At 65.6% G+C, this 22,540-nt stretch carries 23 protein-coding genes and 1 tRNA gene; 20 read left to right on the top strand and 4 right to left on the bottom strand.

Translation table 11 applies throughout. The features are described 5' to 3' along the window. Positions 1 to 171 precede the first annotated feature (171 nt). On the bottom strand, positions 172 to 939 hold the full coding sequence (locus ACCQ07_RS15585) for a DUF3011 domain-containing protein (protein ID WP_046935335.1): 768 nt from the start codon (positions 937 to 939) through the stop codon (positions 172 to 174). 157 nt (positions 940 to 1,096) lie between these two features. Between ACCQ07_RS15585 and aspS the strand changes: the two genes are divergently transcribed. The 17 genes from aspS to queE all read left to right on the top strand — a co-directional run bounded on the left by aspS (position 1,097) and on the right by queE (position 17,685). Continuing rightward, positions 1,097 to 2,863: an aspartate--tRNA ligase gene (gene aspS / locus ACCQ07_RS15580; RefSeq protein WP_372363436.1), complete on the top strand. Its 1,767-nt coding sequence runs from the start codon at positions 1,097 to 1,099 to the stop codon at positions 2,861 to 2,863. 442 nt (positions 2,864 to 3,305) lie between these two features. Continuing rightward, positions 3,306 to 3,833, top strand: a complete 528-nt coding sequence (locus ACCQ07_RS15575; RefSeq protein WP_071118519.1) for a GNAT family N-acetyltransferase — start codon at positions 3,306 to 3,308, stop codon at positions 3,831 to 3,833. A gap of 95 nt (positions 3,834 to 3,928) precedes the next feature. Further along, positions 3,929 to 4,606 carry an alpha/beta hydrolase gene (locus tag ACCQ07_RS15570; RefSeq protein ID WP_055026643.1) on the top strand — a complete coding sequence of 226 codons (678 nt, stop codon included), beginning with the start codon at positions 3,929 to 3,931 and terminating at the stop codon, positions 4,604 to 4,606. Between the two features lie 89 nt (positions 4,607 to 4,695). Beyond that, the gene (locus ACCQ07_RS15565) at positions 4,696 to 5,424 is read left to right on the top strand and encodes a YebC/PmpR family DNA-binding transcriptional regulator (protein WP_008578072.1); all 729 of its coding nucleotides are present in this window, start codon (positions 4,696 to 4,698) and stop codon (positions 5,422 to 5,424) included. Between the two features lie 113 nt (positions 5,425 to 5,537). Beyond that, positions 5,538 to 6,062: a crossover junction endodeoxyribonuclease RuvC gene (gene ruvC / locus ACCQ07_RS15560; protein ID WP_057680643.1), complete on the top strand. Its 525-nt coding sequence runs from the start codon at positions 5,538 to 5,540 to the stop codon at positions 6,060 to 6,062. A 157-nt stretch (positions 6,063 to 6,219) separates the two neighbouring features. Next, positions 6,220 to 6,804, top strand: a complete 585-nt coding sequence (gene ruvA, locus ACCQ07_RS15555; RefSeq protein WP_008578070.1) for a Holliday junction branch migration protein RuvA — start codon at positions 6,220 to 6,222, stop codon at positions 6,802 to 6,804. A gap of 196 nt (positions 6,805 to 7,000) precedes the next feature. Continuing rightward, entirely contained in the window at positions 7,001 to 8,905 is a 1,905-nt protein-coding gene (locus tag ACCQ07_RS15550; RefSeq protein WP_008578069.1) for a potassium transporter Kup, read from the top strand. 2 nt (positions 8,906 to 8,907) lie between these two features. Then, entirely contained in the window at positions 8,908 to 10,026 is a 1,119-nt protein-coding gene (locus ACCQ07_RS15545; protein ID WP_011348274.1) for an SMI1/KNR4 family protein, read from the top strand. A gap of 39 nt (positions 10,027 to 10,065) precedes the next feature. Continuing rightward, positions 10,066 to 11,106: a Holliday junction branch migration DNA helicase RuvB gene (gene ruvB / locus ACCQ07_RS15540; RefSeq protein ID WP_008578065.1), complete on the top strand. Its 1,041-nt coding sequence runs from the start codon at positions 10,066 to 10,068 to the stop codon at positions 11,104 to 11,106. A gap of 52 nt (positions 11,107 to 11,158) precedes the next feature. Next, positions 11,159 to 11,617: a tol-pal system-associated acyl-CoA thioesterase gene (gene ybgC, locus ACCQ07_RS15535; RefSeq protein ID WP_014090805.1), complete on the top strand. Its 459-nt coding sequence runs from the start codon at positions 11,159 to 11,161 to the stop codon at positions 11,615 to 11,617. A gap of 11 nt (positions 11,618 to 11,628) precedes the next feature. Further along, positions 11,629 to 12,408 (top strand): protein TolQ, encoded by a 780-nt coding sequence (tolQ, locus tag ACCQ07_RS15530; RefSeq protein ID WP_008578063.1) that lies wholly within the window; start codon positions 11,629 to 11,631, stop codon positions 12,406 to 12,408. A gap of 157 nt (positions 12,409 to 12,565) precedes the next feature. Next, positions 12,566 to 13,015 carry a protein TolR gene (tolR, locus tag ACCQ07_RS15525; RefSeq protein WP_005913652.1) on the top strand — a complete coding sequence of 150 codons (450 nt, stop codon included), beginning with the start codon at positions 12,566 to 12,568 and terminating at the stop codon, positions 13,013 to 13,015. Next, positions 13,005 to 14,051 (top strand): cell envelope integrity protein TolA, encoded by a 1,047-nt coding sequence (tolA, locus tag ACCQ07_RS15520; protein WP_371892682.1) that lies wholly within the window; start codon positions 13,005 to 13,007, stop codon positions 14,049 to 14,051. The genes tolR and tolA overlap by 11 nt, the downstream gene beginning before the upstream one ends. 188 nt (positions 14,052 to 14,239) lie before the next feature. Then, complete coding sequence (gene tolB, locus ACCQ07_RS15515; RefSeq protein ID WP_003482565.1) at positions 14,240 to 15,559, top strand: Tol-Pal system beta propeller repeat protein TolB; 1,320 nt, start codon at positions 14,240 to 14,242, stop codon at positions 15,557 to 15,559. A 57-nt stretch (positions 15,560 to 15,616) separates the two neighbouring features. Further along, positions 15,617 to 16,135 (top strand): peptidoglycan-associated lipoprotein Pal, encoded by a 519-nt coding sequence (pal, locus tag ACCQ07_RS15510; RefSeq protein WP_003482562.1) that lies wholly within the window; start codon positions 15,617 to 15,619, stop codon positions 16,133 to 16,135. A 6-nt stretch (positions 16,136 to 16,141) separates the two neighbouring features. Next, complete coding sequence (gene ybgF / locus ACCQ07_RS15505; RefSeq protein ID WP_007971751.1) at positions 16,142 to 16,960, top strand: tol-pal system protein YbgF; 819 nt, start codon at positions 16,142 to 16,144, stop codon at positions 16,958 to 16,960. 41 nt (positions 16,961 to 17,001) lie between these two features. Then, positions 17,002 to 17,685 carry a 7-carboxy-7-deazaguanine synthase QueE gene (gene queE, locus ACCQ07_RS15500; protein ID WP_008578060.1) on the top strand — a complete coding sequence of 228 codons (684 nt, stop codon included), beginning with the start codon at positions 17,002 to 17,004 and terminating at the stop codon, positions 17,683 to 17,685. 250 nt (positions 17,686 to 17,935) lie between these two features. Here queE and ACCQ07_RS15495 read toward each other — a convergent pair. Next, a tRNA-Lys gene (locus ACCQ07_RS15495) sits at positions 17,936 to 18,011 on the bottom strand. Between the two features lie 48 nt (positions 18,012 to 18,059). After that, the gene (gene queC, locus ACCQ07_RS15490; protein ID WP_008578058.1) at positions 18,060 to 18,734 is read right to left on the bottom strand and encodes a 7-cyano-7-deazaguanine synthase QueC; all 675 of its coding nucleotides are present in this window, start codon (positions 18,732 to 18,734) and stop codon (positions 18,060 to 18,062) included. A gap of 276 nt (positions 18,735 to 19,010) precedes the next feature. Here queC and ACCQ07_RS15485 point away from each other — a divergent pair, with 276 nt between their 5' ends. Together ACCQ07_RS15485 and ACCQ07_RS15480 are read left to right on the top strand one after the other, a co-directional pair. Then, positions 19,011 to 20,018: a sensor histidine kinase gene (locus ACCQ07_RS15485; protein WP_218555609.1), complete on the top strand. Its 1,008-nt coding sequence runs from the start codon at positions 19,011 to 19,013 to the stop codon at positions 20,016 to 20,018. Next, positions 20,015 to 20,374 (top strand): response regulator, encoded by a 360-nt coding sequence (locus ACCQ07_RS15480; RefSeq protein WP_008578055.1) that lies wholly within the window; start codon positions 20,015 to 20,017, stop codon positions 20,372 to 20,374. The genes ACCQ07_RS15485 and ACCQ07_RS15480 overlap by 4 nt, the downstream gene beginning before the upstream one ends. A 269-nt stretch (positions 20,375 to 20,643) precedes the next feature. Here ACCQ07_RS15480 and ACCQ07_RS15475 read toward each other — a convergent pair whose 3' ends face one another. Beyond that, positions 20,644 to 21,546 (bottom strand): LysR family transcriptional regulator ArgP, encoded by a 903-nt coding sequence (locus ACCQ07_RS15475; protein ID WP_338334214.1) that lies wholly within the window; start codon positions 21,544 to 21,546, stop codon positions 20,644 to 20,646. A gap of 101 nt (positions 21,547 to 21,647) precedes the next feature. On the opposite strand from ACCQ07_RS15475, the gene ACCQ07_RS15470 reads away from it, so the two are divergent. Beyond that, positions 21,648 to 22,274: a LysE/ArgO family amino acid transporter gene (locus ACCQ07_RS15470; RefSeq protein ID WP_372164178.1), complete on the top strand. Its 627-nt coding sequence runs from the start codon at positions 21,648 to 21,650 to the stop codon at positions 22,272 to 22,274. Positions 22,275 to 22,540 lie beyond the last annotated feature (266 nt).

Here is a 22,540-nt window from a genome sequence, read left to right as displayed (position 1 = left end):
GGCTCTGACGCACGCGTTGCGCGTGCGGTTTGCCGCCCTTCTATGGATCGCCCCGACTGAGGTTTACAGCCGCATCCGCCTGGATGCGTGCCGTGGTCCAGAACGCTGGCGCCGGTGTCTCGCCGACGCGCGCAGGCCTATCTCACCCAGCCAGCCTGCGCGGCCAGTGCATCAACGCGCCTCGAAACGCGCCCGGCAGCCGTCGTTGACCCACACCGTGGCGCGACGATCGTCGTAGCCCCAGGTGCGACCTTCCGCACAGCGGGTGTCCGACAGCTGGCGGGTCAGCACCGGGCGGCCATAGCGGCCATCCCAGGCGCAGGTGCGCAGGCGCCGGTCGTCGCTGGCGCAGGTGATCGCATAGCCGTTGCCGGGGCGGTCATCGCGGCCGCCATAGCCGCCGTCCCAGCCACCGCCACCGCGGGCCTGCGCGAATTCGCCCCGGCAGCCGTCGTCCACCCAGATCCGGCCGCCTTCCTGGCGCCAGTTGCGGCCTTCCACGCAGGGCGTGTTGGAGAGTTGGCGCACCAAATTGGCGCGGCGCCAGCCGGTATCGCAGATGTTCTGGCGCTGATCGTTGCTCTCGCAGCGCACCGTTCCAGCGATCCCGCCAACGCCGCCGGGGCCATAGCCGCCGCCCCAGCCGCCACCGCTGCGGGCGTCGACGAAACGGCCGCGACAGCCATTGTCCACCCAGATCCGGCCGCGCTCGCTGCCCCAGTTGCGGCCTTCGATGCAGCGCGTGCCGGAGATGTTTTCCACCAGCACCGCGCGGCCGCGGAACGGCGTATCGCACTCGCGGCGGCGGTTGTCGTTGCTGGAACAGGTGATGCTGGGGCCATTCCAGCCACGCTCCTGGGCGCTGGCAGTGACGCTGGCAAATGCGCCGGTGAGGGTGATCAGGCCGAAGCCGGAGAGCAGCAGGGCAGTGCGCAGCATCGTGTCGTCCTTGGTGCAGGAGGGGCGTGGCGCCTATTCAGCCGGGCACCGACTTAAGCGCCCATGAGCGCCCGCGCATTTGCTCCTGCCGCTCGCCGGCCCCAGAATATCCGGCTTTCCGGCGCTGTCCTGCGTCGGGTTTTCAGCGGAGCTTTCGATGCGTACCCACTTCTGCGGCCTGGTCGACGAGACCTTGATCGGCCAAACCGTCACTCTCGCCGGCTGGACCGACGTGGCCCGCAACCTGGGCGGGGTGTGCTTCATCGACCTGCGCGACCACGAAGGCATCGTGCAGGTGACGGTGGAGCCGGTGGCCGGCGACGACGCCAGCGCAGAGCTGTTCAAGGTGGCCGCCAGCCTGGGCTACGAGGACGTGTTGCAGGTGGAAGGTGTGGTGCGCGCGCGTCATGCGGTCAACGACAAGCTGCGCAGCGGCAAGGTGGAAGTGATCGCCACGCGCATCAGCATCCTCAACAAGGCTGCGCCACTGCCGTTCCACGCGCACGAAAACCCGGGCGAAGAAACCCGCCTGAAGTACCGCTACCTGGACCTGCGCCGGCCGGAAATGCAGCGCATGCAGCGCACCCGCATCAAGCTGGTGCAGGCGCTGCGGCGGCATCTGGATGCGCGCGATTTCCAGGACATCGAAACCCCGATCCTGACCAAGGCCACCCCGGAAGGCGCGCGCGACTTCCTGGTGCCGGCGCGCATGCATCCGGGCGAGTTCTACGCCTTGCCGCAGAGCCCGCAGCTGTTCAAGCAGATCCTGATGGTGGCCGGCTTCGACCGTTACTACCAGATCGCGCGCTGCTTCCGCGACGAAGCGCTGCGTGCCGACCGCCAGCTGGAATTCACCCAGCTCGACATGGAATTCGCCTTCGTGCGCGAGCGCGACGTGCAGGATTTCGTCGAAGACATGATCCGCGCCATTTTCAAGGAAGTGGTGGATGTCGACCTAGCGGCGCAGTTCCCACGCATGACCTGGGCCGAGGCGATGCGCCGCTTTGGGTCGGACAAGCCGGACCTGCGTATCGCGCTGGAACTGGTCGACGTGGCCGAGCTGGTCAAGGCCAGCCAATTCCCGGTGTTCACCGCTGCCGCCGACGATGCCGATGGCCGCGTTGCCGCGCTGCGCATTCCCGGTGGCGCCAGCCTGTCGCGCAAGCAGATCGACGAATACGCAGCGCACGCCGCCAAATACGGCGCCAAGGGTCTGGCCTACATCAAGCTGTCGGAGACCGGCGAGGTCAGTTCGCCGATCGCCAAGTTCTTCAGCGAAGAATCCTTCGCCGCGCTGCTCAAGCATGTCGGCGCCAGCAATGGCGACATCGTGTTCTTCGGTGCCGGCGGCTACACCAAGGTGTCCGACTTCATGGGCGCGCTGCGCCTGAAGGCCGGCAAGGACTTCAACCTGGTCGCCGACGGCTGGGCGCCGCTGTGGGTCACCGACTTCCCGATGTTCGAATGGGACGAGGAGGCGCAGCGTTACGTCGCGTTGCATCACCCCTTCACCGCACCGGCGGTGGACGATATTGCCGACCTGCGCGCCAACGCCCGCACCGCGGTCTCGCGTGGTTACGACATGGTGCTCAACGGCAACGAAATCGGCGGCGGCTCGATCCGTATCCACCGCCCGGACATGCAGAGCGCCGTGTTCGAACTGCTCGGCATCGGCGCCGAAGAAGCGCGCGCCAAGTTCGGCTTCCTGCTGGACGCGTTGAACTACGGCGCGCCGCCGCATGGCGGCATTGCCTTCGGTATCGACCGCATCGCCGCGCTGATGGCCGGTACCGAGTCGATTCGCGACGTCATCCCGTTCCCCAAGACCACCGGCGCGCAGGATCTGATGACCGACGCCCCGTCGCCGATCGCTGCCGACCAGCTCGCCGAAGTGCACGTGCAGGTGCGCCCGAAGCAGGTCTGACCCGTCATCGAACACACGGCCACGCCCATTGCGTGGCCGTGCTGTTCATGCGCAGCGGGCAGCTGGCGCAAGGCGTTGCTGGCCGATCTGCGCTGACGCAACGCGCGTGTCGAACCACTGCATGCGCAGCGTGGCGTGCGTAACTAACTGCCAAGCAATCGCGCACCGCGACTTTCCGTAACCCTGAGTGCTTGTCAGCAACTGCGCCCAAGCTCTAGCAGGTGACGCAGCGCGTTTTTTGCATGCCGCTCCGATACGCGCGGCAATTCCAACGCACGCGGCAACCAGGCCTCTGGGTGGTAAGACCACCAGCCGGGCAGACGCATCTGATGTCCGACCCGCAGGCGCTCGACAACTCCCCATTCCCCATTCCCAATTCCCCACTTGCAGCAACGCCGCAGCATGCGAGAAGCTGCCGCGTCGACTTGCCAGAGGGGCCCGCATGACCCGCATTCGCCGCGCCACGCCGGACGATGCCGAAGCGCTGTCGCTTCTGGCCGCGCAGACCTTTACCGAAACCTTCGGGCATCTGTATCCGGAAGAGGACCTGCGCGGTTTTCTGGAAGAGACCTATGCCGTGGAGCGCGCGCGCACCGTGTTGTCGCATCCGGATTACGCGATCTGGCTGCTGGAGATGGAGAACCTGCTGGTCGGCCATGCGGCCGCCGGCCCCTGCGGGCTGCCGCACGATCAGGTGCGTCCCGGCGATGGGGAGCTGAAGCGGCTGTATCTGCTGAGGGACTATCAGAACAGCGGCTGGGGCAGCCGATTGTTCGAAACTGCGCTGCAATGGTTGGAGCGCGACGGCCCACGCACCTTGTGGATCGGCGTGTGGTCGGAGAATTTCGGCGCGCAACGCTTCTACGCCCGCTATGGTTTTGAAAAGGTGGGCGAATACGATTTTCCGGTGGGCAAGATCGTCGACCGCGAATACATCCTGCGGCGCAGCCCGGTGCTGGCAGCGGACTGATCGCACCCGTGCTGCCGCCCGTTGCGGTTGCGCGTTCGCTTGGCGTCAGCGCGCAACGCACGCGCAGTTGATGCCCTCTGCAGGTAACCATCTCAGTGTCCAGCGCATCCTCCATCGGCCCGGCGGCGCCGCGGCGCAGTCCGCGCGACGGTACGCGCGCCGCGACCGCCGACGTGCTGCTGGTGCACGGCATCTGGAACACCGCGCACTGGCTGCTGCCATTGGCGCGGCGGATGCGTGCCAACGGGCTGGCGCCTGCGCTGTTCGGTTACGCCAGCGTGCTCGGCGGCCCCGCGCATGCGGTGCCGCGTCTGATCGAGCGCCTGCGCGCCAGCCGCGCGCAGCTGGTGATCTGTCATAGCCTGGGTGGGCTGATGGCCCTGCAGGCATTGCAGGATGCCCCCGACCTGCCGGTGCGTCGCGTGGTCTGCCTGGGCTCGCCGTTGTGCGGCAGCGCCGCCGCGCGCGGGCTGGCGCAACGTGGCGGGCTATGGGCGCTGGGCCGCAGCGCCGCGATCTTGCAACAGGGCTTTGTGCGCTGGGACGGCCAGGCCGAGATCGGTCAGGTGGCCGGCAACGTGGCACGTGGGATCGGCCGCTGGCTCGCCCCGCTCGACGGCGGCTCGGACGGCACCGTGGCGCTGGCCGAAACCCGCCTGCCCGGGCTGCGCGATCATTGCGTGGTGCAGGCAAGCCACAGCGGCCTGTTGCGCTCGCCCGAGGCCGCCGCACAGGCGCTGGCCTTTCTGCGCACCGGCCGCTTCCAGTGGTGAACATGCGCAGGCGGATGTCGCTGCCCCGGTGAGGGCGGGCAATCAGGTAAAATCCGCGCCCTGTCATTGAAGCCAGTCTGGAACCACCCATGGGTAGAGGTCCCTCGATCGAAGGCCGCAAGAACGCCTCCGACGCCAAGCGCGGCAAGATGTTTACCAAGATCATCCGCGAGATCAGCGTGGCGGCCCGCGCCGGCGGCGGCGACCCGTCCAATAATCCGCGGCTGCGGACGGCCATGGACAAGGGCCTGTCGTCGAACATGTCCAAGGACGTGATGGAGCGCGCCATCAAGAAGTCCACCGGCGAGCTGGAAGGGGTGGAATACGAAGAAGTGCGCTACGAGGGCTACGCGCCCGGCGGCGTGGCGGTGATCGTGGACTGCCTGACCGACAACCGCGTGCGCACCGTGGCCGACGTGCGCCATGCCTTCAGCAAATGCGGCGGCAACATGGGCACCGAGGGCTCGGTGGCCTTCATGTTCAAGCGCCTGGGCGTGCTGAGCTTCGCCGCCGGCATCGATGAGGACACCCTCACCGATGCCGCCATCGAAGCCGGCGCCGACGATGTGGTGGTGTACCCGGAAGACGGCGCCATCGATGTGCTGACCGCCCCGGACGCCTTCGCCCAGGTCAGGGACGCCCTGGTCGCTGCCGGGCTGGAACCGGCGCACGCCGAAATCACCTTCCGCGCCGACAACGACATCGCCGTGGACGGCGAGACCGCCGTGCAGGTCCGCAAGCTGCTGGACATGCTCGAAGACCTGGACGACGTACAGGACGTGTATTCGAACGTCGATCAAGCGGCGCTTGGCGCGTAAATGAAGATGGGGATGGCGGGATTGGGCATTCGGGATTCGCAACAGCGAAGCGACCGCTGCATTGTGTGCGTTGCGCCAATCCCCAATCCCCAATCCCCAATCCCGGCTTCCAGATGACCCGCATCCTGGGTATCGATCCCGGTTCGCAGCGCACCGGCATCGGCATCATCGATATCGACGAGGGCGGTCGCAGCCGGCATGTGCACCACGCGCCGCTGATGCTGCTGGGGGAGGGTGATTTCTCCCAGCGGCTCAAGCGGCTGCTGCAGGGGCTGGGCGAGCTGATCGAGACCTACCGGCCGGATGAGGTGGCGATCGAAAGGGTGTTCATGGGCAAGAGCGCCGCTTCGGCGCTCAAGCTCGGCCACGCGCGCGGCGCGGCGATCTGCGCGGTGGTCATGCGCGACCTGCCGGTGCACGAGTACGCTGCCACCGAAGTCAAGCTGGCGCTGGTCGGCAAGGGCGGCGCGGACAAGGTGCAGGTCCAGCACATGGTCGGCATCATGCTCAACCTGAAAGGCAAGCTGCAGCCCGACGCCGCCGACGCATTGGCGGTCGCCATCACTCACGCCCACGTGCGCGCCACCGCGCAACGCCTGGGCGTCAATACCCAACAGGCCTGGAGCCGCAAGAAATGATAATCGGGATTCGGGATTTGGGATTGGGGATTCGCAACCGCGAGTCCGCGCGCGCTGTGCCGCTTCGTCGGGCTGGGACCGTTGTTGACGGCAGCGAGGGTTCTTGCCAATCCCCAATCTCGAATCCCCAATCCCGGCACCACAACGGCGGTGCCCAATGATCGGCCGTCTGCGCGGGATCCTGGCCTACAAGCAGCCGCCGTGGCTGGTGATCGACGTGGGTGGGGTGGGGTATGAGCTGGAGGCGCCGATGAGCACCTTCTACGACCTGCCCGATGTCGGTCGCGACGTGATCCTGTTCACCCATTACGCGCAGAAGGAAGACAGCGTCGCGCTGTACGGTTTCCTGCGCGAAGGCGAGCGGCGGTTGTTCCGCGATGTGCAGAAGGTCACCGGTATCGGCGCCAAGATTGCGCTGGCGGTGTTGTCCGGGGTCAGCGTGGACGAGTTCGCCCGCCTGATCACCAGCGGCGACATCACCGCGCTGACGCGCATTCCCGGCATCGGCAAGAAGACCGCCGAGCGCATGGTGGTGGAACTGCGCGACCGCGCGGCCGATTTCAGCAGCGGCGCCCCGATCACCGGCCAGTTGGGGCCCGACGCCGTTTCCGAAGCCACCGTGGCCTTGCAACAGCTGGGCTACAAGCCGGCCGAGGCCGCCCGCATGGCGCGCGACGCCGGTGCAGAAGGCGACGAGGTCGCCACGGTCATCCGCAAGGCACTGCAAGCCGCGCTGCGCTGAGCGCGGCCACGAACCATCGCCTGGCCGCAAAGCGGGCGCGGCCGGCACTCGGCATCGACAGGGGCGGCCCGTACACTGCGCATCCTTGCCCGCGGCCAGCCCGTACCTTGGGTGTCTGTGACGTCAGTGCAGGCACCTTCGACAGGTGCTGGCTCCCTCATCATCTTCACGCTGTCTGGCGAAAACTGCCCACCTCATGTCCCACACCCCCAAATCAGCCGGCTCCAGCCACGCGCCCGCCAACAGCCAGACCGCCCTGGTCATCGGCGCGATCGGCGTCGTCTTCGGCGATATCGGTACCAGCCCGCTGTATACGCTTAAGGAAGCGTTTTCGCCGCACTACGGGCTGACCCCGGACCACGACACCGTGCTGGGCATCCTGTCGCTGGTGTTCTGGGCGCTGATGCTGGTGGTCACGCTCAAGTACGTCACCGTGATCATGCGCGCCGACAACGACGGCGAGGGCGGCATCATGGCGCTGACCGCGCTGGCGCAACGCACCCTGCCGGGCGGTTCGCGCTCGATGTACGTGGTCGGCATCCTCGGCATCTTCGGTGCCTCGCTGTTCTTTGGCGACGGCGTCATCACCCCGGCGATTTCGGTGCTGTCGGCGGTGGAGGGCCTGGAGGTGGCTGCGCCCAGGCTGGAGCCGTTCGTGGTGCCGATCACCTTGGTGGTGCTGGGCATGCTGTTCCTGGCGCAGCGCTTCGGTACCGAACGTGTCGGCAAGGCATTCGGGCCGATCACGCTGCTCTGGTTTTTCGCGTTGGGCGCGATCGGCGTCTACAACATGGCCCGCGCACCGGAAGTGCTGCATGCGCTGAATCCGTGGTGGGGCGTGCGCTTCTTCGCGCAACACAACTGGCATGCGGTGTTCGTGCTGGGCGCAGTGGTGCTGGCGGTGACCGGTGGCGAAGCGCTGTACGCGGACATGGGCCATTTCGGCGCCAAGGCGATCCGCCGCTCGTGGCAGTTCGTGGTCCTGCCGATGCTGACCTTGACCTACCTGGGGCAGGGCGCGCTGATGCTGCGCAATCCGGCCGCGGTCAGCAACCCGTTCTACGAGGCGGTGCCCGAGTGGGCGCTGTACCCCATGATCGTGCTCGCCACTGCAGCCACGGTGATCGCCTCGCAGGCGCTGATCACCGGCGCCTATTCGGTGGCCAGCCAGGCCATGCAGCTCGGCTACATCCCGCGCATGCACATTCGCCATACCTCGCACTCCACCATCGGCCAGATCTATGTGCCGGCGGTGAACTGGTGCCTGCTGGCGCTGGTGGCGGTGGCCGTGATCGGTTTCGGCGACTCGGCCTCGTTGGCCACCGCGTACGGCGTTTCGGTGACCGGCACCATGCTGATCACCACCGTGTTGATGATCATCTACGCGCGTGCCAACCCGCGCGTGCCGGCGCCGCTGCTGTGGTTGTTCGCGCTGGTGTTCCTGGCCGTGGACTGCGCGTTCTTCTACGCCAACATCATCAAGTTCCTGGACGGCGCCTGGTTCCCGTTGTTGCTGGGTCTGATCCTGTTCACCCTGATGCGTACCTGGCGCCGCGGCCGCAAGCTGCTGCACGACGAGATCCGCAAGGACGGTATCAAGCTGGACACCTTCCTGCCCGGGTTGATGCTGGCGCCGCCGGTGCGCGTGCCCGGCACGGCCGTGTTCCTGACCGCCGACCCGATGGTGGTGCCGCACGCGCTGATGCATAACCTCAAGCACAACAAGGTGCTGCACGAGCGCAACGTGTTCCTGACCGTGGAAACCCTGCAGGTGCCGTACGCGGCCGCCGGGAAACGGCTCAAGATCGACGCGATCGGCGACGAGTTCTACCGCGTGCATGTGCGCTTCGGTTTCATGGAGACCCCGGACGTGCCGCTGGCGCTGATGCGCTCCTGCGATCAGGGCGGGATCTATTTCGATCCGATGGACACCACCTATTTCGCCAGCCGCGAAACCATCGTGGCCAGCGCCAATCGCGGCATGCCGATCTGGCGCGACAAGCTGTTCGCCCTGATGCATCGCAATGCCGCCCCGGCCACCGGATTCTTCCGCATCCCCGGTAACCGCCTGGTGGAGTTGGGCGCGCAAGTGGAGATCTGAGCGTGGCCGCGCTCAAGTGGATGGTCTACGGGCGCTCACCGAGCCTGGACACCTTCTGGGATGACGCACTCAACCTCGGGCGCGTGCCGGCCACCGAGGCCGCGATCGCGGCGGCGCAAGCGCGGCTCGGTGTCCGCCTGCCGGCCTGGCTGCGTGAGTTGTACGCACGCTACGACGGCGGCGCGGTGCAGATGGCGCGTGGTCAGTCCCTGGAGGAGCCGGACAACTGGCTCAAGGCCGAATGGCTGTTCCCGCGCGCGCGCCTGCTCGGCAGTGCGGAGCTGTTTTCCTTTGCGCAAGTGCGTGCCCGCGAGGAGTACCGCGACGACGCGTTTGCCGGGCTTGCTGCCGGTGGCGATGATCGCCATCTGATCGTCATCGCGGCCGATGACCGTTCGCCGAGCCGGGCGCTGTGCCTGGACTACTCCGCATTCGGTGCCGAGCCCACACTGGTCTACGTCGATGCAGGCGACAAGCGCCGGTTGGCGGTGTTCGCCAACGTGGAGGACCTGCTGGCGCAGTTGGTCGATGTCCACTATTGGTCCCCCGCGTTGCAGGCCAAGCACGACGCAGATGTGGTGCAGTGGCAGCCGCAGCCGCCGGCATTGACCACGTTCTGGAGCGGCGCCGATGGGCGGAACGACGGCGGAGCCGCAGCGGACGCCGATGCCTTCGCTGAGGCCGAAGCACGCCTGGGCGTGCGCCTGCCGGCATTGTTCAAGCGTCTCTACAGTGTCCAGGACGGGGGCGATACCGGCTGGTGCTGGGTGCCGCGTACCCGTTTTCCGTCCGATCACTACGTGGATTGGGAATGCGTGCTGGTTGATCGCGATCTATCGCCGCTGGCGCAGATCCGCAGCGTGCTGGATTTTGCCGATGCCTTCGAAGACCGGAGTGACTTCCGCGCTGCGGCCTGCCTGCACGCCGGCCTGGATCAGGTTCTGGTGCTGTCTTGCCATAACGTCGATAGCCTGCTGTGCCTGGACTACCGCGCGCGCGGCCCGCAATGCGAGCCGGAGGTCGTCTATTTCGAAAACTGGGAAGGGCTGGTGCCGACCTGGCGCGCCGCGCGCTTCGATGCCTTCTTCGCAGTGCTGCGCCAGGCCGAGCTTGATGTCTAGATGTTGGGCCATCCGCGCGCGGCATGAGAAGATGGCCGGATGACTGAGCAGCGCATCATCGCCAGCAGCTCCACCCGCGAAGACGACGCCGCCGATGCGAGCATTCGTCCCAAGCGCCTGGCCGATTATCTCGGTCAGCAGCCGGTGCGCGAGCAGATGGAGATCTACATCCAGGCGGCCAAGGCGCGTGGCGAGGCGATGGATCATGTGCTGATCTTCGGGCCGCCCGGGCTCGGCAAGACCACGCTGAGTCACGTCATCGCCAACGAGCTGGGCGTGAGCCTGCGCGTGACCTCTGGCCCGGTGATCGAAAAGGCCGGCGATCTGGCGGCGTTGCTCACCAACCTGCAGCCGCACGATGTGTTGTTCATCGACGAAATCCATCGCCTCTCGCCGGTGGTGGAAGAAGTGCTGTATCCGGCGATGGAAGATTTCCAGATCGACATCATGATCGGCGACGGCCCGGCCGCGCGCTCGATCAAGATCGACCTGCCGCCGTTCACCCTGATCGGTGCCACCACCCGTGCCGGCCTGCTCACCGCGCCCTTGCGCGACCGCTTCGGCATCGTGCAGCGGCTGGAATTCTATTCCCCGCAGGAATTGACCCGCATCGTGATTCGCTCGGCGGCCATCCTGGGCATCGACTGCACGCCCGAAGGCGCGGCGGAAATCGCACGCCGCGCGCGCGGCACCCCGCGTATCGGCAACCGGCTGCTGCGTCGCGTGCGCGACTACGCCCAGGTCAAGGCGGCCGGGCATATCGATCTGCCGGTGGCGCAGGCGGCCATGCAGATGCTGAAAGTGGATCCGGAAGGCTTTGACGAGCTCGACCGTCGCATGTTGCGCACCATCGTCGAACACTTCGATGGCGGCCCGGTCGGCGTGGAATCGCTGGCCGCCTCGTTGTCGGAGGAGCGCGGCACGCTGGAAGACGTCATCGAGCCGTATCTGATCCAGCAGGGCTTTCTGATCCGCACGGCGCGCGGCCGCATGGTCACGCCCAAGGCCTATCTGCATCTGGGCCTGAAGGTGCCGCGCGAGCGCACCCCGGGCATCGGCGAACCGGGAGATCTGTTTTGACGACGCTCTGCTGGTCGCCAACCTGGGCCGTCACGACCGAAATTCCGTGCCCATGACCATCGAATCCCCATTCTCCAATCCCCAATCCCTGCCTGTATTCAGTTGGCCGACACGCGTCTACTGGGAAGATACCGACGCCGGCGGGGTGGTCTACCACGCGCGCTACGTGGCCTTCATGGAACGTGCGCGCACGGAGTGGATGCGTGCGCTCGGCTACGGGCAGGAGCGTATGCGCCAGGAGCACGACCTGGTGTTTGCGGTCCGCTCGATGCAACTGGATTTCCTCAAGCCGGCCCGGCTCGACGACGCGCTGTCAGTGTCGGCGGTATTGCTGCGATGCAGACGGGCCAGCCTGCTGTTCGCGCAATCGGTCCGTCGCGAAGGCGAAGTGCTGCTGACCGCCGAGGTGCGTATTGCCGCGCTCGGTACCAGCGACTTCCGTCCGCGTGGCATGGACGATGCGCTGTATGACGTGTTGAAAGCTCTAGAAACCCCAGAATCCGATTACTGAGGAACGAACGGATGTCGATTGCATTGCTCCTGGCCCTGCAGGACACGGTAGTGGAAGCACTGCCGCAGGACGTCGCCGCTGCCGCGGCGCAGACCGCCAGCGTGGCGCACAACAGCAGCATCAACTATGTAGACCTGATCCTGCGCGCCAGTATCCCGGTCAAGATCATCGTGTTGCTGCTGCTGATCGGCTCGTTCATCAGCTGGGTGATCATTTTCCGCAAGGCGCGTGCGTTCAAGCTGGCCAATCGCGAGGCCGACGAGTTCGAGAACCGGTTCTGGTCCGGTGCGGACCTGGCCAAGCTGTACGCCTCGGCCACCGACCGCAACCGCACCGTGGGCGGTCTGGAATCGATGTTCGAAAGCGGCTTCCGCGAGTTCTCGCGTCTACGCGACCGCCGCCGTCTGGATGCGCGCGTGCAGCTGGAAGGCGCGCAGCGTGCCATGCGCACCGCGTTCACGCGCGAAGTCGACCAGCTCGAGCGCAACCTCGAACTGCTGGCCAACATCGGCTCCACTGCGCCGTACGTCGGCCTGGTCGGCACCGTGTTCGGCATCATGGTGACCATGCACGACATGGTCAGCAGCGGCGAGCAGGCCGGTATCGCCGCGGTGGCGCCGGGTATCTCCGAAGCGTTGTTCGCCACCGCCATCGGTCTGTTCGTGGCGATTCCGGCCGTGTGGGCCTACAACCGCTTCACCACCCGCGTGGAACGGCTGTCGGTGCGCTATGAGACCTTCGCCGACGAGTTCAGCTCCATCCTGCAGCGCCAGGCCGGCGCGGACGAGTGATGCGCGCTGCCGGCATGCCCCCGCATGGCGTGACGCGGGAAGTGTCCGGCAGGGCCAGTCGCGTCGGTGCGCAGTGCCACGTGCAGGTGTCCCTTTTCGGGGCACCGTGCAAGCGCACTGCCAGCCGGCGCCGAGGACTAATTAGGAACGTTTCGCGATGATCTCCGGTATTTCCCGTCGTAAGAAGCGCAAGCTCAAATCCGACATCAACGTCGTGCCGTATATCGACGTGATGCTGGTGCTGCTGATCATCTTCATGGTCACCGCACCGTTGCTGACCCTGAGTACCGACGTCAGCCTGCCCAGCTCGCGCGCCAAGGCGCTGGAAAGCAAGCAGGACCCGGTCGTGGTGGTGGTCGCTGCCGATGGCAAATTGGCGCTGCAGCTGCCCAAGGGCAAGCCGCAGGCGATGGACGTGGCTGCGCTGCAGGCACAGCTGGCTGCCATCGTGGCGCAGGACAAGGACGCACGTGTGGTGGTGGCCGGCGATCGCGCCGCGCCGTACCAGAAGATCATGGATGCCATCGACGTGCTCAAGCAGGCCAAGGTCGAGAAAGTGGGGCTGATTTCCGACTCCGGCGGCACCGCAGGCAGCGATGCACGCTGACGCACTCCCCACGCAGACGGCGCGCGATGACGGCTGGTTTCGACCGGTCGTCCTGGCATTGGTCGTGCACGTCCTGGTCGCGCTGGTGTTTATCGCCGGCTGGCTGTGGTCGCCCGAACGCTCGGTGGAGCCGGCGGCCGGCGACCCCAGCATGGAGGCCTCGCTGGACGTGTCGGCTGCCGAGGCGCGGGTTGCGCGCCAGGCACTGAAGGCCACGCCGGTCGAAACGCCGCCCCCGCCCCCGCCTGCGCCATTGCCCGAGCCCGCGCCGGAAGACAGCGTGCCACCGCCGCAGCCGATCCCCGAGCCGCGCCCGCAGGATGCGCCTACGCCGCAGCAGGCGCAGGCACAGGAGCGCATAGCCCAGCCCGACAAGGTCGACCAGGAGCGCGTGGATGCACTGGCCATTTCCGCCGAAAAGGCCAAGCAGGAACAGGAAGCCAAGCGTCGCCAGGAGCAGATCGACCTGACCGAGCGGAAACGCCAGGAAGAGGCCGAGCAGAAATTGCGCCTTGCCAAGCAGCAGGAAGAGGCCGACGCCAAGAAGAAACAGGCGGCCGCACAGCAGGCGGCGGAAGAAGCCGAACGCCAGAAGAAGATCGCCGACATCCGTCGTCAGCGCGCGCAAGCCGATAAGGAGATGGCGCTGGCCGAACAGAAGTTGCGCCAGGTCGCCGCCGCACGTGCGCAGCAGGCCTCCGCGGCCGCGGCGACCAGCGCGCAACCGACCGCAGGGCAGGGCGGTACCAGTACCGACTTGTCGGCCAAATACGCCGCGGCGATTCAACAGAAAGTGTTGGCGCAGTGGGTGCGTCCGCCGTCGGTGCCGCCAGGCCAGAAATGCACCATCAACATCCGCCAGCTGCCGGGCGGCAGCGTGATGGAGGCCAAGGTGGCGCCGGGCTGCCCCTACGACGAGGCTGGCCAGCGTTCGATCGAAGCGGCCGTGTTGAGCGCCCAGCCATTGCCTTACCGCGGGTTCGAGTCGGTGTTCCAGCGCAACCTGACCTTTGTGTTCACTGCGCAGGATCAGTAATCGTTGTCGGGCTGCGGCGGCCACTGGCGCCGCAGCCTGGTGCCACCCCGCGTGATCGCCCATGGGGCTGTCCATGTCGCTACACCATCGCTCGCTCCGTTTTCACGTCAACTCATTCACGATTGCGAGTATGTTCACTCGTTGATTGCTATCCCTTGCACACTTTTCCTGCCCGATCCGAGCCGTCCATGAAAAAACCGCTGCGTTGGCTAGCCGCCTTGACCGCCCTGTTGTTGCCGCTGAGCGCACTCGCGCAGCAGCAAGGTCTCACCATCGATATCGTCGGCGGTAGCGCGTCTGCCACGCCGATCGCTGTCATTCCGATGCCGTATCAGGGCTCGGGCACCGCGCCGCAGACCGACGTGTCCGCCGTGGTCGGCGCCGACCTGGATCGTTCCGGGCAGTTCCGCACGTTGCCGGCCGCGCAGATCGTCGAAAAGCCGACCCGCGGCACCGAGGTGCAGTTCCAGACCTGGCGCACCCTCAAGCAGAACTACATCGTGGTCGGCCGCGTCATGGACGCCGGCGAAGGCGCATACCGGGTCGAATACGAGTTGTTCGACGTGGCCAAGGGCGAGCGCATGCTGGGCCTGGCGATGACGGCGCGTGCCAACGCAATGCGTGATGTTTCGCACCAGATGGCTGATGCCATCTACGAGAAAATCACAGGCGTACGCGGTGCCTTCTGGACCCGCATTGCCTACGTGACCGCCAGCGGCAAGGGCGGCGCCATGCGTTATGCGCTGATGGTGGCCGACTCGGACGGCTACAACCCGCAGACCATCGTGCGTTCGGCCGAGCCGCTGCTGTCGCCCAACTGGAGCCCGGACGGCAAGAAGCTGGCATATGTGAGCTTCGAGCGCGGCAACTCGTCGATCTACCTGCAGGACATCGCCACCGGTGCACGCGAACTGGTGTCCAGCTTCCGTGGCATCAACGGCGCGCCGTCGTTCTCGCCGGACGGACGTCGCCTGGCGCTGGCGCTGTCGCGCAGCGGTAACCCGGAAATCTACGTGATGGACCTGGGCAGCAAGCAGCTCACCCAGCTCACCAACCACTTCGGCATCGACACCGAGCCGACCTGGGCGCCGGATGGCGGCAGCATCTACTTCACCTCCGATCGCGGCGGCCGTCCGCAGATCTACCAGGTGGCAGCCAGCGGCGGCAGCGCCAACCGCGTGACCTTCCAGGGCAACTACAACGCCACCGCCAGCGTGTCGTTCGACGGCAAGAAGATTGCCGTGGCTCAGGGCAGCGGCAACACCTACCGTATCGCGATGATGGACCGCAGCCTGGGTTCGCCCAGCTGGAGCACGCTGTCGCCGGGGTCGCTGGACGAATCGCCGAGCTTTGCGCCTAACGCCAGCATGGTGTTGTACGCCGCACGCGAAGGCGGCCGTGGCGTGCTGTACGCGGTCTCTTCCGACGCTCGGGTCCGCCAGCGCCTGGTGCTGGCCGACGGCGATGTGAGAGAACCCGCATGGGGGCCTTACCGAACCGCGCATTAATGTTAATATTTCGCTGCGTTAAACCACTCATTGGCCCAGAGCCTCCATAGGTACCCCATGAACAAGTCCACCCGCGTCTTGCTTGTCTCCCTGCTGTCCGTTGCTGTGCTGGCTGGTTGCTCGAAGAAGGTGAAGGAAACTCCGCCTCCTGCGACCGATACCACCGCTGGTTCCTCGGTTCCCACCGGCCCGTCCACCTCTGGCCTGTACGGCCCGGGCGACCTGGATACCGATGCCTGCCTGCGTCAGCGTGTTGTTTACTTCGATCTGGATCAGGACTCCCTGAAGCCGGAATTCCAGGCCATCATGGCTTGCCACGCCAAGTACCTGCGTGACCGTCCTTCCTCGCGCATCACCCTGCAGGGCAATGCGGACGAGCGTGGTTCGCGTGAGTACAACATGGGTCTGGGCGAGCGTCGCGGCAATGCCGTGTCGTCCTCGCTGCAGGCTGCCGGTGGCTCGGCCAGCCAGCTGACCGTCGTCAGCTACGGCGAAGAGCGTCCGGTCTGCACCGAGTCGAACGAGTCCTGCTGGTCGCAGAACCGCCGCGTCGAAATCGTGTACACGGCTCAGTAAGAAGCGATGCGCTTTCGAGTGACATCCCTGTTCGTCGCGGCGGCCCTCGTGGTCGCCGCGCCGGCATACGCCCAGCGAGCCAGTCTCGCTGATCGTGTGGCCGTGCTCGAGCAGCAGCAGGCCAATAGTCAGGCCAACAACGATCTCCTCAATCAGCTGCAGCAGGCGCGTTCGGACCTGCAGGCATTGCGGTCGACCGTCGAACAGCTGCAGCACGACAATGAGCAACTCAAGCAGCAGTCCAAGGACCAATATCTGGACCTGGATGGACGCTTGAACCGGTTGGAAGGCGCAGGTGGCGCAACACCGCCATTGCCCCCAGCGACCGGCAGCGTGACCCCGGCCCCGGCACCTGCCGCGCGGCCCGCAGCGGCGGCAACTTCCGAGAAGCCGCCAACCGTCCATGGCGACCCAGGCACCCTGGCCGTCAGCAACGACGAACGTACGGCCTACAACGTGGCCTTCGATGCATTGAAGAACGGCAAGTACGACGATGCGTCGCAGCTGTTCCTGAGCTTTCTGGAGCTCTATCCCAACGGCGTCTATACCCCCAATGCCTTGTATTGGCTGGGCGAGAGCTATTACGCCACCCGTAATTTCCAGCTTGCCGAGGCGCAGTTCCGCGATCTCGTCAGCCGCTATCCCACGCATGACAAGGCCGCCGGCGGCTTGTTGAAGCTTGGCCTGTCGCAGTACGGCGAAGGCAAGAACAACGAGGCCCAGCAGACCTTGCAGCAGGTTGCTTCGCAGTACCCCGGCTCCGACGCGGCACGCGTTGCGCAGGAGCGCCTGCAGTCCATCCGTCTCGGCCAGCAACTGCGCTGAGCCTCGCGTTCGTGCCTGCCGGCACGGCGCATACTTTGCCCATGAATGCCGCCGCCGTCCCCAGCGAGATCGTCCAGTCGCCATTGCCGCGGTTGAAGATCACCGAAATCTTTTTGTCCCTGCAAGGCGAGGCCGAAGCGGCTGGCTGGCCCACGGTATTCGTCCGCCTGACCGGCTGCCCGTTGCGCTGCCTGTACTGCGACACCGCGTACGCGTTCCATGGCGGGCAGTGGCATGACATTGACGCAATCGTCGCCGAAGTCGCCAGTCATGGCGTGCGCCATGTCTGCGTGACCGGCGGCGAGCCGTTGGCGCAGAAGCGTTGCCTGGTTCTGCTGGAGAAGCTCTGCGACGCCGGTTACGACGTCTCGTTGGAGACCTCCGGTGCGCTGGACGTGTCTGCCGTTGATCCGCGCGTCTCGCGCGTGGTCGACATCAAGACGCCCGCATCCGGCGAGGAGGCACGCAATCGCTGGGAAAACCTGCCGCTGCTGACCGCGCGCGACCAGATCAAGTTCGTGATCTGCAGCCGCGCCGACTACGAATGGTCGCGCGAGATCGTCGCCGCGCATGCACTGGATCGCCGCTGCACGGTGTGGTTTTCGCCCAGCAAAAGCGAGGTGAGCCCGCGGCAATTGGCCGACTGGATCGTGGCAGACCGCTTGCCGGTGCGCTTCCAGATGCAGCTGCACAAGCTGCTGTGGAACGACGAGCCTGGGCGGTGAGGATCAGGCGCGTAGCGCAGTGCATCAGGCGACTGCCTTGCGCTGGCAAAAAGTCCGGACGGTGTTTTGATTTGCTCAGGTAGCCGGCGATCCCGCAACGTGGCAAAGACCTGTAAGCCGCTATGCGGTGATGCGTTAGCGTAACGGCGCACCGGTGTCCGCGCGCTCGTACGGGCGAGCGAATACTGCGCAATTGCGGAGCGGATGCCTTCTGCGGAGCGATGAAGTTCGCTGAAAGCCTTGCTGGAGATGGTGGGCCGTGATGGATTCGAACCATCGACCAAAAGATTAAAAGTCTTCTGCTCTACCGACTGAGCTAACGGCCCACTGACCCCGACATTGCGTCGGGGTGCGCATTCTACCCTACGCGGGCGTCAAGACAAAATGGCGTAGTGCGTGGGGTCGGGAACGCCGGCATCGGCAAAGCCGGCCGCGCGCAGGCGGCAGGCGTCGCAGTGGCCGCAGGCGCGTCCATCGGCATCGGCGCGGTAGCAGGAGACGGTGAGGCCGAAGTCCACACCCAGGCGCACCCCTTCACGGACGATGTCGGCCTTGCTGAGGAACTGCAGCGGTGCGTGCACGCGCAGCCCTGCACCTTCCACGCCTGCCTTGGTGGCCAAGTTGGCCAGCACCTCGAAAGCGCGCACGAACTCGGGACGGCAATCGGGGTAGCCGGAGTAGTCCACCGCATTGACGCCACAGAACAGGTCGTTGGCGCCGACGACCTCGGCCCAACCGAGCGCCAGCGACAGCATGATGGTGTTGCGCGCGGGCACGTAGGTGACGGGGATGCCGTCGCCGCCAGCGTCGGGGACGTCGATGTCGTCGGTCAATGCCGAGCCGCCGATGCTGCGCAGGTCCACGTCGACCACCTTGTGCGCAACGACGCCCTGCGCGGCAGCGACGCGCGCTGCGGCGTCCAGTTCGGACGTATGGCGTTGGCCATAGCGCACGCTCAGCGCGTAGACGGCAAAGCCCTGCTCCTGCGCGAGTGCGATGACGGCGGCGGAATCCATGCCACCGGACAACAGAACAACAGCTTTTTTCATGGCGAATCGGCGATCACTGCGGAATAAGCCCGAAGGCTATCAGGGACGATGGCGCAGGGCGACCAGGGACCGGTCTTCGATCCGGCTCCGGTTGGCGCGGGGTTGGCCGGTGCAGGCACGAAACAGTGGAATGCGCTTGCGGTATTGGTCGATCGCAACCGCTTTGTCCGGCGACGGCGCGCGTTTTCGTTGAGCTGGATCCGACGTCAAATACGCATGATCAGGCGTTCACGTAAGTCCATTTATCGTTCGCTTCAATTTTGGAACCATGACGCAATGGCCGAGCATCAGGAAGACGCAGCGAAATCGCGCATTTACGAGGCCCTGCTACAGGCAACACCGGATCTTTTGTATGTGTTCGATATCCAGCATCGCTTCGTCTACGCCAATCAGGCGTTGTTGACGATGTGGGGCATGCGCTGGGAAGACGCCTGCGGCAAAACCTGCCTGGAACTGGGCTACGAGCCCTGGCATGCGGCCATGCACGATGAAGAGATCGAACAGGTAATCGCAACAGGCCAGCTAGTGCGCGGCGAAGTGCCATTCCCGCATACGACCAAGGGCCTGCGCATCTACGACTACATCTTTACCCCGGTGTTCGGACCCGACGGCAAAGTCGAGGCGATCGCCGGCGCCACGCGCGACATCACCGAACACAAGCAGCATGAGCAGCATCTGCAGCTGTTGATCAACGAGCTCAACCACCGGGTCAAGAACTCGTTGGTGATGGTGCAATCGTTGGCGCGGCAGTCGTTCACCAACGCCGGTGGCCTGGCCGACGCACAGGAAAAGCTCGACGCGCGCTTGCTGGCGCTGTCGCGGGCACACGACACGCTGACGCGCGAAAACTGGGTCAGCGCCGACATCCTGGAACTGACCCGCGACGCTGCCGCGCTGTATGAGTCGCACGACAGCCAGCGCTTCACGTTGCAGGGTGATTCCTGTCGGCTTGATCCGCGGCGGGCATTGGCGCTGTCGATGGCGCTGCATGAGCTGTGCACCAACGCGCTCAAGCACGGCGCCTTATCCTTGCCAGCTGGCAATGTGCTGGTTTCGTGGGAGCGCAGCACGCGTGGCGAGCAGGAACTGCTTGAATTGATCTGGCGGGAAACCGGGGGGCCGCCCGTGCAGCCACCCACGCGCAAGGGGTTCGGCACGCGTCTTCTAGAGCGTGGCTTGAAGCACGACCTCAAGGGCGACGTTGAGCTGTCCTTCGATCCGGCTGGCGTGTGCTTCCGCGTTTCCATCCCGTTGCCGCCCGAGCATGCCGAGGCACGGCCATGACCATGCGCGTACTTTTGGTCGAAGACGAATCGTTGGTGGCGATGCTCTTGGAGGATTGCCTGGCGGAACTGGGCTACGAGGTGGTGGCAACCGTGGCCGACGTGGACGCTGCGTTGCAAGCGGTGCAGGCAGGCAACCTCGACCTGGCACTGCTGGATATCAATCTTGGCGGCACCTTGTCGTTTCCCATTGCGGAAGAACTGGATGCGCGCGGTGTTCCGTATATCTTCGTGACCGGCTATGCGCAGGGTGGGATTCCCGAAAAGTACCGGCACCGGCATGGCCTGCAGAAACCCTTCCATTTTCGTGATCTAAAACATGCGCTATCGCTGTTGCAGCAGCGCAGCGCCGAGTGATCAGCGCGGGTCTTGTTGCAGTTGAACGACATGGGGGCGCTGAGAAGTTCGATATCGCCGACCGCCGCAATGCTCCGGCGTGCATGGCACCGCAGGCATTCAACCGGTTCGGACAGTGACTGGGATCGGTACTTGCGCGTGCATGCGCAGCGATTACCCGGCTAGCGTGGCAGGTGCAGCCAATGTGGCGATGGGTGCGGAATTCGCAGCGTATGCAGATGCATGGCAGCCCGGCGACGGGCAGGCGGTGAGAACGGTGGCCGTGGTGTCTATCTGCTGCCACGCAAGCTGGTGGCAGCGGCCTCGCGCAGTGCCTGGTTGAGTTGCTGCAACACGTTCGAGCGCACAGCGGCGTACTGCCAGTACAGCGGAACATCGAGCCAGCGGGTGGGGTCGACGATGACGACCTGCTTGTTGCGCACCGCAGGCAGCACCATCGCTTCGGGCGCCAGGCACCAGCCCAGCCCGCGTGCAGCGGCTTCGACAAAACCGGTGGAGGTGGGCAGGTAATGCGTGGGCGGGCTCAGCGGGCTACGCGTGATCCGCCTGACGAAACGCGCCTGCAAGGTGTCCTTGCGATTGAACACCAGCATCGGCGCCTTTCCCAGCGCGTCGGCAGTGAAGCCACCCTGGAAATGCGCAGCGACGAACGCCGCCGATGCGATCGCGTGGTAACGCATCACGCCCAACGCCTGGACATTGCAACCCTGCAGTGGCGCGCGCTCGGAGGTGACTGCGCCCAGCACGCTGCCAGCGCGCAGCAACTCCAGGGTGTGGTCCTGGTCGTCCATCTGCACATCGAACAAGAAGCCGTGCGCCTGGTACAGCGAAGACAGCGCCTGCAGGAACCAGGTCTGCAACGAGTCGTCATTGACCGCGATGGCGAGGGTACGTGGATGCCCGGCGATGCCATCGCCAGGCAGCAAGTCGGCGATCGCTTCGGCTTCGAGGACCTGCATGGGCTTGAGCCGGCGCAGCAGCCGTTCGCCGGCCGGCGTGGGCCGGCAAGGCGCCGTGCGCATGACCAGTACCTGCCCGAGTCGGTCTTCGAGCGCCTTGATGCGTTGCGAGATCGCCGAGGGCGTCAGTGCAAGACGCTGCGCGGCGGCGTCGAAGCTGCCTTCGTCCAGCACGGCTGCGAAGGCGGCCAATTGCGGATGCAGAAGATCCATGCGTTCACCCGCATTAGAAATGCTAATCAGCATACAGATTATTTAGTTTTCCTAATTCGATGGAAGGGCACACGATGCGCGCCTGCCTCGGAGACACCACCATGATCGTTCAAGCAACAGTGGCCGGTTTTCTTGCCGGTGCCGGTCTCATCGTCGCGATCGGCGCGCAGAATGCGTTCGTGCTGCGGCAAGGGCTCAAGCGCCAGCACGTGGGATTGGTGGTGACGATCTGTGCACTTGGCGATATCGCGCTGATCCTGCTCGGCGTCGCTGGAATCGGCGCGTTGGCGCAGCAATACGCGGGCCTGCTGCAGCTGTTGCGCTACGCGGGCGCCGCATTTCTGGCGGTGTATGGGTGGATGGCCGCCTGCCGTGCCTGGCGCGGAGATGGCGCGATGTCGCCGGCAGAACACGGCGAAGACCGCTGGCAACGCGCCATGCTCACCTGCCTGGGGTTTACCTTCCTCAACCCGCACGTCTATCTCGATACGATGCTCTTGCTCGGCAGCCTGGCCACGCATTACCCCGGCGCGTTGCGCTGGGCATTTCCACTGGGTGCGTGTATCGCCAGCGTGAGCTGGTTCTCTGGCCTGGGCTATGGGGCCCGCTTGTTGCAGCCGGTGTTCCGGCATCCGCGTGCGTGGCGGAGACTGGATGGACTGATCGCGGTCTTCATGCTGCTGCTGTGTGTGCTGTTGCTGCTACCCGAGCACGCGGCGCTGCGCTGATCGCTCTGGCTGGACGGTGTGATGCAGTCATTGCGCATGACTTGCGACACATCGGAGCTGGGTATCCCGATCCATCGTGATCTGCTGCCGTACACCGCCAGGCCAGGGCCACCGGATCGTCGCTGATGCTGCGATTGCGCGCCACTTCGCGGTGTTTGGGCCGTTTCGTTGGCAGCGAACAGGCGGCATTGCCGTGGATGGTGTCCCTGGGATGTGGACGGCGCCGTTGCAAGATCCAGGCGCGCCTCTCAGGGCGCGCTTGGGAC

The sequence above is a fragment of the Xanthomonas sp. NCPPB 3583 genome, from assembly GCF_041475715.2.
GTDB classification, from domain to species: Bacteria; Pseudomonadota; Gammaproteobacteria; order Xanthomonadales; family Xanthomonadaceae; genus Xanthomonas; species Xanthomonas euvesicatoria.
Note: the sequence above shows the minus strand (reverse complement) of the source record. Positions and strands in the feature narration are given on the sequence as shown.

Coding starts and splice junctions, on each gene's coding strand:
- ybgC (WP_014090805.1), top strand. CDS start 11,159: ATGACCATCGAATCCCCATTCTCCAATCCCCAATCCCTGCCTGTATTC.
- ACCQ07_RS15575 (WP_071118519.1), top strand. CDS start 3,306: ATGACCCGCATTCGCCGCGCCACGCCGGACGATGCCGAAGCGCTGTCG.
- ACCQ07_RS15485 (WP_218555609.1), top strand. CDS start 19,011: ATGGCCGAGCATCAGGAAGACGCAGCGAAATCGCGCATTTACGAGGCC.
- ACCQ07_RS15550 (WP_008578069.1), top strand. CDS start 7,001: ATGTCCCACACCCCCAAATCAGCCGGCTCCAGCCACGCGCCCGCCAAC.
- tolQ (WP_008578063.1), top strand. CDS start 11,629: ATGTCGATTGCATTGCTCCTGGCCCTGCAGGACACGGTAGTGGAAGCA.
- ybgF (WP_007971751.1), top strand. CDS start 16,142: ATGCGCTTTCGAGTGACATCCCTGTTCGTCGCGGCGGCCCTCGTGGTC.
- ruvC (WP_057680643.1), top strand. CDS start 5,538: ATGACCCGCATCCTGGGTATCGATCCCGGTTCGCAGCGCACCGGCATC.
- ruvB (WP_008578065.1), top strand. CDS start 10,066: ATGACTGAGCAGCGCATCATCGCCAGCAGCTCCACCCGCGAAGACGAC.
- tolB (WP_003482565.1), top strand. CDS start 14,240: ATGAAAAAACCGCTGCGTTGGCTAGCCGCCTTGACCGCCCTGTTGTTG.
- tolR (WP_005913652.1), top strand. CDS start 12,566: ATGATCTCCGGTATTTCCCGTCGTAAGAAGCGCAAGCTCAAATCCGAC.
- ruvA (WP_008578070.1), top strand. CDS start 6,220: ATGATCGGCCGTCTGCGCGGGATCCTGGCCTACAAGCAGCCGCCGTGG.
- queE (WP_008578060.1), top strand. CDS start 17,002: ATGAATGCCGCCGCCGTCCCCAGCGAGATCGTCCAGTCGCCATTGCCG.
- ACCQ07_RS15475 (WP_338334214.1), bottom strand. CDS start 21,546: ATGGATCTTCTGCATCCGCAATTGGCCGCCTTCGCAGCCGTGCTGGAC.
- pal (WP_003482562.1), top strand. CDS start 15,617: ATGAACAAGTCCACCCGCGTCTTGCTTGTCTCCCTGCTGTCCGTTGCT.
- ACCQ07_RS15565 (WP_008578072.1), top strand. CDS start 4,696: ATGGGTAGAGGTCCCTCGATCGAAGGCCGCAAGAACGCCTCCGACGCC.
- ACCQ07_RS15470 (WP_372164178.1), top strand. CDS start 21,648: ATGATCGTTCAAGCAACAGTGGCCGGTTTTCTTGCCGGTGCCGGTCTC.
- ACCQ07_RS15480 (WP_008578055.1), top strand. CDS start 20,015: ATGACCATGCGCGTACTTTTGGTCGAAGACGAATCGTTGGTGGCGATG.
- aspS (WP_372363436.1), top strand. CDS start 1,097: ATGCGTACCCACTTCTGCGGCCTGGTCGACGAGACCTTGATCGGCCAA.
- ACCQ07_RS15585 (WP_046935335.1), bottom strand. CDS start 939: ATGCTGCGCACTGCCCTGCTGCTCTCCGGCTTCGGCCTGATCACCCTC.
- queC (WP_008578058.1), bottom strand. CDS start 18,734: ATGAAAAAAGCTGTTGTTCTGTTGTCCGGTGGCATGGATTCCGCCGCC.
- tolA (WP_371892682.1), top strand. CDS start 13,005: ATGCACGCTGACGCACTCCCCACGCAGACGGCGCGCGATGACGGCTGG.